Below are 9,672 nucleotides of genomic sequence, written 5' to 3' on the forward strand. Positions count from 1 at the left end.
TCTCGGACAGCCCGCGCCGCGTCGGGTTCGCCGTCATTTCCTTCGCAGCCGATTCGCCGATTTTGCCGGTGAAATGGCTCGAAAAGCCGACTCGAGCGTCAACTCGTCCCGCCATTTTTTCGGCTGTCACATTTCATCGCACGCGCTCGAGCTTGTCACAAAAGGATCACGTCCGGCTCTTACTCTTGCCGCGCCAAAAGAGTCCGGCCCTCGTCATGTGCGAGCGAGCCGGCGCTGGTGGGGGGCTCCACCGGCGCGGGGGATTCTGCGGTCACACATGCATCCATGGCTCGTTCGATCACAGCGAGCGATGAGCCGCATTTCGTTCGCTGGCGGATCCTCGACTCTAGATGAAATCGCTCTTCAAGCTCGTTGGTACGGCCTCTCTCGCACTGGCCGCTCAGGAGGCCTGGTCGGCCGAGCTGTATCTGAATACTTTTCTTGGCACCAACCCTCTAAAGGATCTGGAGGTTGAACTCGACGGACGCTCCATCGGCAAGACCGATGCGCAAGGCGCGGTCGTCGGCGAACTCGAGAAAGGTGCGCACACGGTGCGCATCGTCGAGAAGGCGAAAGGCGTCACGCTCACCGAATACCAGTTCGAACTCGCCGAAGGCGAAAGCGCAGACCTGAGCCTCACGTTCACCGATTTCGAAAAGCCGCCGGCGGCTTCGATCGACAAGTACGATGCCAGCCAGCCCGGCCAGGGCGCGCCCGGCGTGCTGCAAGGCTACGTGCTCGACGGCGACAACAAGCCGATCGCAGGCGCAACACTGCGTCTGCAGCCTTCGGACATCACCGGCACCACCGATGCGAACGGCCTGTTCCAGATCGACGTGCCGCGCGGCCGCTACGATCTGGCCGTCGAGAAGCAAGGCTTCGAGACCGCGCGGACCTCGGGCATTCGCATCGTCTCCGGCGTCGGCCTGTCGGCCAACATCACGCTGCTGCCTCCGCAGGCCGCTGCCGTCTCCGATCCCTCCACGGCGGGCGTCGAGGAAATCGTCGTCGTCGGCAGCTACAAGCGGTCCGCCGCGCCGATCGACATCAAACGCAACTCGGTCGCGGTGACCGATGCGATCAGCGTCGAAGAACTGCTCAAGGCCGGCGACAGCGACGTCGCGGCATCGCTCAAGCGCGTCGTCGGCGTGTCGATCCAGGGCGGTCGCTTCGCGATCGTGCGTGGCCTGGCGGGTCGATACATCTCCACCACACTCAACGGCGATTTGCTCGCAAGCACCGATCCGTATCGTCGGGACGTCGAACTCGATCTGTTCCCGGCCGACATCCTGTCGGGCATCGAAATCCAGAAGAGCTTCACCGCCGACATGCCCGGCGACACTACCGGCGGCATCATCAAGATCGGCACCAAGGGCTTGCCGGATGAATACATCAACAACGTGTCGGTCAGCGCCGGTGGCAGCACCGGCACGACCGGCGAGAAGATGGCCTCGTACCATGGTGGCGGCCGCGATCTGCTCGGCTACGACGATGGCACTCGCCAGTACCCTCGCGGCGTGGGCTTCCGTCCCACCTTGAGCCGCAGCGAGCAGGCTCGCTTTTGGTCGCTGATGGACGATGAACTCAACCCCACGCTGCGCGAGGCCGCTCCGGACTTCGGCTTGTCGTGGGCACTGGGTAACAGTTTCGATCATGACATCGGTCGTATCGGCGGCTATGGCACCGTGTCCTACGATCGTAGCGTCGAATCTCGCCAGGACGGCATTCGCAATACGGTGATCGCGCCGGTGGCGACGGTCTACGATCGCGACATCTTCCGCACAGCGGTCGATGCTTACCTAGTCGGCGGCATCGAAGCCAACGCAGGCTGGAAGGCTTACAGCAAGACCACAGTGCTGCGCGAAACCGAAGACACGACGGCCGTTGAATCGGGTCGTGACGTCGATGATGAAATCGATCGCTCTGATGTGATGATGGAATGGCGCGAGCGTCAGTTCGTGAGCCAGCAGCTGCAGGGCAGCATTCCGGTATTCGACAATCAGACGCTCGATCTGCGTGCCGGTGTTTCGCAAACCACCAACGATGTTCCCGATCGTCGCAGCTACACCTACTTCGGCACTCGCTTCCTGCCGTCCGAGTTCCAGCGTCTGTTCGCGGACTTGAAGGAAGACGGTCTCGACTTCGGCGCCGACTACACGATTCCGCTGCAGTTCAGCGATACGATCAAGACGACTGTCAAAGTCGGTGGCCTTTACAACGATCGTGACCGCAAGAATGAACTGATTCGTCTCGGCGTGACCTCCTCGGGTGACGCAATCACCAACGACGATCCGGAAGCCCTGCTGACGCCGGATGCCTTTGAAAGCGGTGCATTCTCTCTGAACTTCGAGAGAACAACCGAAACCGATACCTACGAAGCAGAGCAGCGCTCGACCGCTGGTTATGTGACCACCGAAACCAATTTCGGCCCGAGTTTCACACTGGTTGCGGGCGTGCGCCAGGATAACTTCAAGACCTCGCTGAGCTACCCAAACGCGCCGAATCTCGGGGAAACCAGCCTGAAGTCGAACGAGCTGCTGCCCAGCATCTCCGGCATCTATCGCTACGGCGATGACTGGCAGTTTCGCACGGGCTATGCGCGCACGGTATCGCGCCCGAGCATCACCGAACTGGCGCCGTCGCGCTTCTTTGATGATCGCGGGCGTGAGTTCAGAGGCTGCTCGGTCGAATCGGGTGGACGCTACATTCCTTGCGATCCGTCACTTATCGATAACTACGATGTGCGCGTCGAGTATTACCTCAACCGTCAGGACAGCATCTCGCTGGCGCTGTTCTACAAGGACATCGACAAGCCGCTGGAACGCGGATATGCCGAGGGCGGCGCATCGGACAACCCCATCTTCACATTCCGCAACAGCGAGTCCGCGAAGGTTTCGGGCGTTGAACTCGACGGCCAGCTTTCCTGGCTGCTGAACCAGGACCACAACATTACGGTCGGCGCCAACATCAGCTACATCGAATCCGAGATCAAGCTCGATGCGCAAGGCGCGCGACTCGAAGCTCGCGACACCCGCGACCTACAGGGCCAGTCGCCTCTGCTGGCGAATGCGCGAATTGGTTACGAGCATTTCCCGACCCAGCAAACGGTGACGATGACCGCGAACTATTTCGACGATCGCATAGACGTCACTGGCCGCGGTCAATCCGCCGACCCGGCCTACGAAATGGCCCGCGTGATCCTCAACCTCACCTACGAAAAGAAGTTCACCAACCGCTCGGTCGTTGGCGTGAAGCTGCGCAATCTGCTCAACGACGACATTCGCTTCGAACAGAACAATCAGGTCATCGAGCGCTGGAGGATCGGCGTCAACGGTGAGGTCTCGTACACGTACAAGTTTTAGTTAGTTACACGGGCCGGCCAGGCAGTCGCTTGGCCGGTCCTGTAGTTCCGAAGGTTGGCGATCGCTGACCAGATCTTTTTGAACAATCCTCGGGAGAGGTCATGAAACACAATCCCTGGTGGCTGGTATTGGTGGGCGCCAGCCTCTTGTTGTCGGCTTGCGGAAACGACGGCAATGTCTTCGTTCCCGATGGTGACGGCACTGTACAGCCGGACACCGATGGCGATGGTATTCCCGACGCGACGGATAACTGCCCGACGGTCGCCAATCCGAATCAAGCCGATTCGAACAACGACGGCGTAGGCGACGCCTGCACCGCGCCGCCCACCGATACCGACAGCGACGGTATTCCAGACGCAACCGACAACTGCCCGACGGTAGCAAACCCCGATCAGGCTGACAGCGACAATGATGGTGTGGGCAATGCTTGTGAACTCCCGGAAGAGCCGGAAGTCAGCTTCGTGACTTGCGAAGGCAATGCTTGCACCATCAGCGGTGACGTCGATCAGGACTACACCATGTCCGCTGCTCGCCAGTGGACGCTCAGCGGTGTGGTTCGCGTGGGCACGGGCAACGGCCAGATCGCAGACGCCGCTGCCGCCGAACAGCTGCGCGCCAACGGCGTAACGCTTACCGTGGAGCCTGGCACTAGCATCAAGGCCACCACCAATGGCGTGTTGCTCGTCACGCGCGGTTCCAAGCTGGTCGCCGAGGGTACGGCGGCTTCGCCGATCACCTTCTCGAGCACCGACGACAACTTCGACGGTCTTGGCGAGTGGGGCGGCATCATCCTGCAGGGCTTCGCTCCGCAATATGGCGTGGGCAACACCGGCGCTTGCTATGGTTCGGGCACGATCTGCAACGTCGAAGGCGAAGGCGGTACCTACGTCGGTTACTTCGGCGGCAACCTGCCGGAAGACAGCAGCGGTACGCTCAAGTACGTGCGCGTCGCTGAAAGCGGCATCGTGGCCGGTGTGAACAACGAGATCCAGGGCATCACCCTGCAGGGCGTCGGTCACGGCACCACGCTGGACTACATCCAGATACACGGCAGCCTCGATGACGGCATCGAGTGGTTCGGCGGCACGGTCAACGCGACCCACCTCGTGTTCACCAACAACGACGACGACGACATCGATTTCGACCAGGGCTGGAAGGGCAACATCCAGTACGCCATCGTTCAGAAGAATCAGATCAAGCCGTCGCCGTCTGGCACTAACGATCCGCGTGCTATCGAAGCGAATACTGGTGACGTGGGCCTGGTGCCACAGACGGAGGGTGTGCTGGCGAACATCACGCTGATCGGTGGTCCCATCTCGAATGCTCCGAATCCGCCGCAGCCGGGCGCCTTGTTCCGCGGAGCCGTCAAGGCGACGATGGTCAACTCGGCGATCAAGGGCTTCAATGCGGGTTGTGTGCGTATTCAGGACGCCAACGCGAACGGAACGACGACGCCGTCGAACGTGACTTTGACCAACGTGCTGGGCGACTGCACCGCTGGTCTTTATGTCGGCTCGCGTCAGGCTGACTCCGCTTCGAACGCGACGGGAACTCCCATCACGCTGAACTCGGGCTACGCGATCAACGAAGGTTCGGCCACGCTGACGTCGGCGCCTTCCATCACGCCGGCCAACAACGGTTCGTCCTTCACTTTCGAACCCACGACTTATGTCGGCGCGGTCGCTCCGGGTACGCCGGCCGCGAATGCCTGGTGGGCGGGATGGACGCTGCCGGGGACGCTGGCTGTGGCAGAAGAAGCCCCGGCTGCCGCGTCGTTCGTCAGCTGCACGCCCACTGTCTGCACGGTGACGGGCACGATCGATACCAACTACACCTTCACGGCCGGCCGGCAGTGGGTGCTCAATGGTGTGGTCAAGGTTGGCAACGGCAATGGCCAGATCGCCGATGCGGCCCAGGTGGCATCAGTGAAGGCCGCTGGCGTCACGCTGACGGTGCGTCCAGGTGTCGATGTCCGGGGCTCGTCCAACAGCGTGCTGCTGGTGACGCGTGGTTCCAAGCTGATTGCCGACGGCCGCTCCGATGCGCCGATCACCTTCTCGAGCACCGACGACAACTTCGACGGTCTTGGCGAGTGGGGCGGCATCATCCTGCAGGGCTTCGCTCCGCAATATGGCGTGGGCAACACCGGCGCCTGCTACGGTTCGGGCACGGTCTGCAACGTCGAAGGCGAAGGCGGCACCTACGTAGGCTTCTTCGGCGGTAATGAGCCGGCCGACAACAGCGGCATCCTGCGCTACGTTCGCGTCACCGAGAGCGGCATCGTGGCCGGCGTGAACAACGAGATCCAGGGCATCACCCTGCAGGGCGTCGGTTACGGCACCACGCTGGACTACATCCAGATACACGGCAGCCTCGATGACGGTATCGAGTGGTTCGGCGGCACGGTCAACGCGACTCACCTCGTGTTCACCAACAACGACGACGACGACATTGACTTCGACCAGGGCTGGAAGGGCAACATCCAGTTCGCCATCGTTCGCAAGAATCCGACCAAGGAAACGCCGTCTGGCACCAACGATCCGCGCGCTATCGAAGCGAACACCGGCGATGTGGGCTTGGTGCCGCAGACCGAAGGCGTGCTGGCGAACATCACGCTGATCGGTGGCCCGATCACCAATGCTCCGAACCCCGTGCAGCCGGGTGCCTTGTTCCGCGGCGCTGTCAAGGCGACGATGGTCAATTCGGCGATCAAAGGTTTCAACTCGGGTTGCGTGCGTGTTCAGGATGCAAACGCGAACGGCACGGTGACGCCGTCGAACGTGACGCTGACCAACGTGCTGGGTGACTGCGCCTCTGGCTTCTACTACTCCGGTTCACGTCAGGCTGATGCGGGCTCCAATGCCGGTGCGAGCACGGTCACGTTTGATGCCGCCATCGCGATGACGGAAGCAAACGCTACGCTGACTGCGGCCCCGACGATCACGCCGGCCAACTCCGGTTCGTCGTTCGCCTTCGCGCCGACCACCTACGTGGGTGCAGTTGCTCCGGGAACGCCGGCGGCTTCGGCTTGGTGGGCGGGCTGGACGATTCCGGGCTCCGTGGTGCCGTAAGGCTGGGATGAATCTGTAGCTCAACGGAGTTACGAAAACGGCGGCCATAAGGCCGCCGTTTTCGTTTACGGCGTATAAGCCTTATGTGACGGACTTCATCATTTGGCGCGCGCAGGCCAACTTGCGTAATAACACTGAAAAAACCGTCTCATAACTTCGACTAGCCAGCTTCTGGCTTCGTTGACTGGGGAGGGTAAATTGAAAACGCAACTGGTTTTTGCTGCTATGCGCGCCGCTTCGCTCGTGGCGCTCTACACAGTTTCACAAAACGTGATCGCAGCACCTGCAAGTAAATCGATCTGCGACACCGAGCGGTGTTCCGATGTAATCGTGATTCTGGATCAATCGACAGATATTTACCGTGATGGTTTGGCCCGCGACAGCTTCATCGCAAACGCCAAGGCCGCATACGGCGCTGTCGTCAAGCGGCAGTACCAGAAAGCCTTGAACGGTGCCGCACTTCGCATTCCGGACTCACATCTGGCCGAGATCAAGCGTCTGCCTGGTGTTGTGGATGTTGTGCCGGATGACATCGGAAGCCTCGATGCTACGCAAGTAAATCCTCCATGGGGTTTGGATCGTTTGGACCAGCGCAGCAATGCCCTTAACTCCACTTATGTCTATACGAAGACTGGAAGCGGTGTCCGGATCCACATCGTGGATACGGGCATCAGAAGCACACATGCAGACTTCGGCGGCCGCGTCGTGGCGGGTTACACCGCGATTGCTGATGGCAATGGCACCAGTGACTGTCATGGACACGGAACGCATGTGGCCGGTACGGCAGCAGGCTCCAGCTATGGCGTGGCAAAAGCGGCCACCATCGTGCCGGTTCGTGTCGCTACTTGCAGTGGGGGGGTTACGGCTTCGGACGTCGTTGCAGGCCTTGACTGGGTGCTGCTGAACAGCACTCTGCCTGCGGTAGTGAATATCAGCCTTCAGTTCTGGGGCGGAAATTCAGCGGTAGACGCGGCCGTGAACAATGTTGTGGCAGGAGGGATCTCCGTTGTTGTTGCGGCGGGCAACCACAATGCCGACGCATGCAATGTATCGCCTGCTCGCGTTCCGGCTGCGATCACCGTAGGCGCCACAACGTCCACCAGCGCGCGAGCGAGCTTCTCAAATTACGGTAAATGCCTGGATCTATTTGCCCCTGGAGACAACATTCTCTCCGCAGGCCACACGAGCAACAGTGCTTCAGCGACGATGAACGGAACGTCCATGGCGTCTCCGCATGTAGCTGGCATCGCTGCTTTGTACCTGGAGCAGGTACCTGTGGCCACTCCGGATACTGTTACCAATCACGTTGTCGGAAAGAATTCATATGGGCACGTTACAAGCCTGGGTACAGGTTCACCGAACCATATGGCGTACTCGGTGGAGAAAAATGGCTGGCGTGCCCCGTTGTATCGTTACTACAGCAGCGCCGATACCGACAGCAATTACACGAGCAAGTGGACCGAGTTGCAGGCAGGAGTGGCAACCAGCTACAGCTACCTAGGCATCATTGGTTATGGTTTGACCTTTCCCAATGAAGACTATCGAGAACTGCGCCGTTTATGGAATCCCACGCTCAAGGATCATCTTCTAACGGTGGATGCGTCGGAAAATCCGAGCGGCTATTTGAGTGATTCCAATGTCGGTTACTGCAACATCGACTCCTCACCGATCTTGCTCTACAGATACTGGAGCAGCACTTACAGTAACCACCTGTACACGCCGTCATGGGCGGAACTTGGTACCGGCGGATCGACTTATGTATATGAAGGCGTGGAGTGTTATCTCTACGACGACATCTAGGTGAAGTCTGGAAACGGCGGCCTCAAGGCCGCCGTTTCTCTTTTGGATAGCGGTCTGGAGCCGCTCCAGACTTGCCCTGCCGGGCACGAGCCGCTACAAAGCGCGAATGTTCCGTCGCTCGTCCCGTTCAGTCCGTCGTCCCGCAGCGCTTCTGCTGCTGGCGCTGCTGTTCGGCTGGCAGTCGCTGGCTTCGGCGATGGCCTTGCCTTGCCGGTTCCAGGCGCCCGCGGCAACGCACACGATGTCGGCTCATGCTGCGTCGCACGAAGCGCACGAGACGAAGGCAGCAGCGCATGCCGATCATTGCGCTGGCATGCAGCGGACGAAGCCATCCAAGCCTGCGCACGACTGCGACGGCCTCTGCGCCGATCGTCATTGCGCCAGCGTTGCCTTCGCGCTGTCGCCGACGAGCGCCGCGAGCGCCGAGCTGCCTTCGACACGCGTCGATGCGCTGTTCGTCTCCCAGGCGCTGCGCAGTGGTTCTCCGACCGAATTGATGCGCCCTCCCAGTCGCTCCTGAAGCATCGCCGCGCGCTGTCGCGCGCCCGCTCCGGCGCTTTAGTGCCGGATGTTTTCAGCTTTGGGAGATTCCCTTGTTCGTTTCCTCTTTTCGCAGCGGCGTGCTCGCCTTGCTGCTGCCGCTCGCCGCATCGGGTTGCGCGAGCCTGCCCGACGACTGGGGCCGCGCCGATGCGGCGCGCCTGGCCGCCGAACGCGGGCGCGCGCTTCCGCAGGCCGCCGATGCCGCCGCCTACACGCGCGAACAGCTCGCGCAGCCGTTGACGCCGCAGGCGGCGGTCGCGCTCGCGCTGCTCGACAATCCGGATCTGCGCGCACGCAACGCGCAGCTCGGCATCGCCGCGGCCGATCTCTACGAGGCCAGCCGCATGGCCAACCCGGTGATCTCGGCGACGCGCCTCTCCGGCGACAGCGGGCCGCGTTCGCAGCTCACGCTCGGCATCGGTGTAATGACCCACCGAAACCTGCGCAGGTCAGGCCGCTAAGGCGAATGCCTCGGCGGGTGTTTTCATCTTCAGCGCCTGATGCGGGCGCCGATGGTTGTAAAACGCGATCCAGTTACTGATCACTCGGCTGGCATGCTGCAGGGTTTCGAAGCGATGCCGGTGCACGCATTGCTCCTTCAGCGATCGGATCACACGCTCCACCATGCCGTTCTGCTGTGGGCAGTGCGGCGTGATGAATTCCTGCTTCAGACCGTAGCTGCGAACCAGCGCCGTGTAGTGCCGACTCGTGAAGACCAAGCCATTGTCGGATCGCAGTAGAAACGGCACCGGAACGCGCCCCAGCGTCCCGAACCGAGCGATCAGCGCTTGCTCCAGGGCAGCACTGGCCGTCGTTGCACGGCCCGTGCGTGACAGATGCCAGCCCAGCAGCTCGCGTGTGTGGCAATCGATGACCACCGCCAAGCTCGCCCAGCC

The 9,672-nt window shown here is 61.2% G+C and carries 6 protein-coding genes; 5 read left to right on the plus strand and 1 reads right to left on the minus strand.

The genetic code is table 11. From position 1 onward, the window contains the following. Positions 1-350: 350 nt before the first annotated feature. From AC3WUM_RS23110 to AC3WUM_RS23130, 5 genes are all read left to right on the plus strand, one after another. Positions 351-3,362, plus strand: coding sequence for a TonB-dependent receptor (locus AC3WUM_RS23110; RefSeq protein ID WP_492413397.1), 3,012 nt, complete (start codon positions 351-353; stop codon positions 3,360-3,362). 101 nt (positions 3,363-3,463) lie between these two features. Then, positions 3,464-6,433: a beta-helix domain-containing protein gene (locus AC3WUM_RS23115; RefSeq protein ID WP_492413398.1), complete on the plus strand. Its 2,970-nt coding sequence runs from the start codon at positions 3,464-3,466 to the stop codon at positions 6,431-6,433. Between the two features lie 198 nt (positions 6,434-6,631). Then, positions 6,632-8,233, plus strand: a complete 1,602-nt coding sequence (locus AC3WUM_RS23120; protein WP_492413399.1) for a S8 family peptidase — start codon at positions 6,632-6,634, stop codon at positions 8,231-8,233. Positions 8,234-8,339: 106 nt separating this feature from the next. Beyond that, positions 8,340-8,753 (plus strand): hypothetical protein, encoded by a 414-nt coding sequence (locus tag AC3WUM_RS23125; RefSeq protein ID WP_492413400.1) that lies wholly within the window; start codon positions 8,340-8,342, stop codon positions 8,751-8,753. 73 nt (positions 8,754-8,826) lie between these two features. Then, positions 8,827-9,237, plus strand: coding sequence for a hypothetical protein (locus AC3WUM_RS23130; protein ID WP_492413401.1), 411 nt, complete (start codon positions 8,827-8,829; stop codon positions 9,235-9,237). Here the strand turns inward: AC3WUM_RS23130 and AC3WUM_RS23135 are convergent. After that, on the minus strand, positions 9,226-9,672 hold a 447-nt coding region (locus tag AC3WUM_RS23135; RefSeq protein ID WP_492413402.1), incomplete at its 5' end, for a transposase. The genes AC3WUM_RS23130 and AC3WUM_RS23135 overlap by 12 nt on opposite strands.

Source organism: Hydrocarboniphaga sp. FW305-C-57, assembly GCF_058783045.1.

What these genes read in the sequence shown, in the direction of transcription:
- AC3WUM_RS23110 (WP_492413397.1), top strand. Translation starts at nt 351, where the DNA reads ATGAAATCGCTCTTCAAGCTCGTTGGTACGGCCTCTCTCGCACTGGCC.
- AC3WUM_RS23115 (WP_492413398.1), top strand. Translation starts at nt 3,464, where the DNA reads ATGAAACACAATCCCTGGTGGCTGGTATTGGTGGGCGCCAGCCTCTTG.
- AC3WUM_RS23125 (WP_492413400.1), top strand. Translation starts at nt 8,340, where the DNA reads ATGTTCCGTCGCTCGTCCCGTTCAGTCCGTCGTCCCGCAGCGCTTCTG.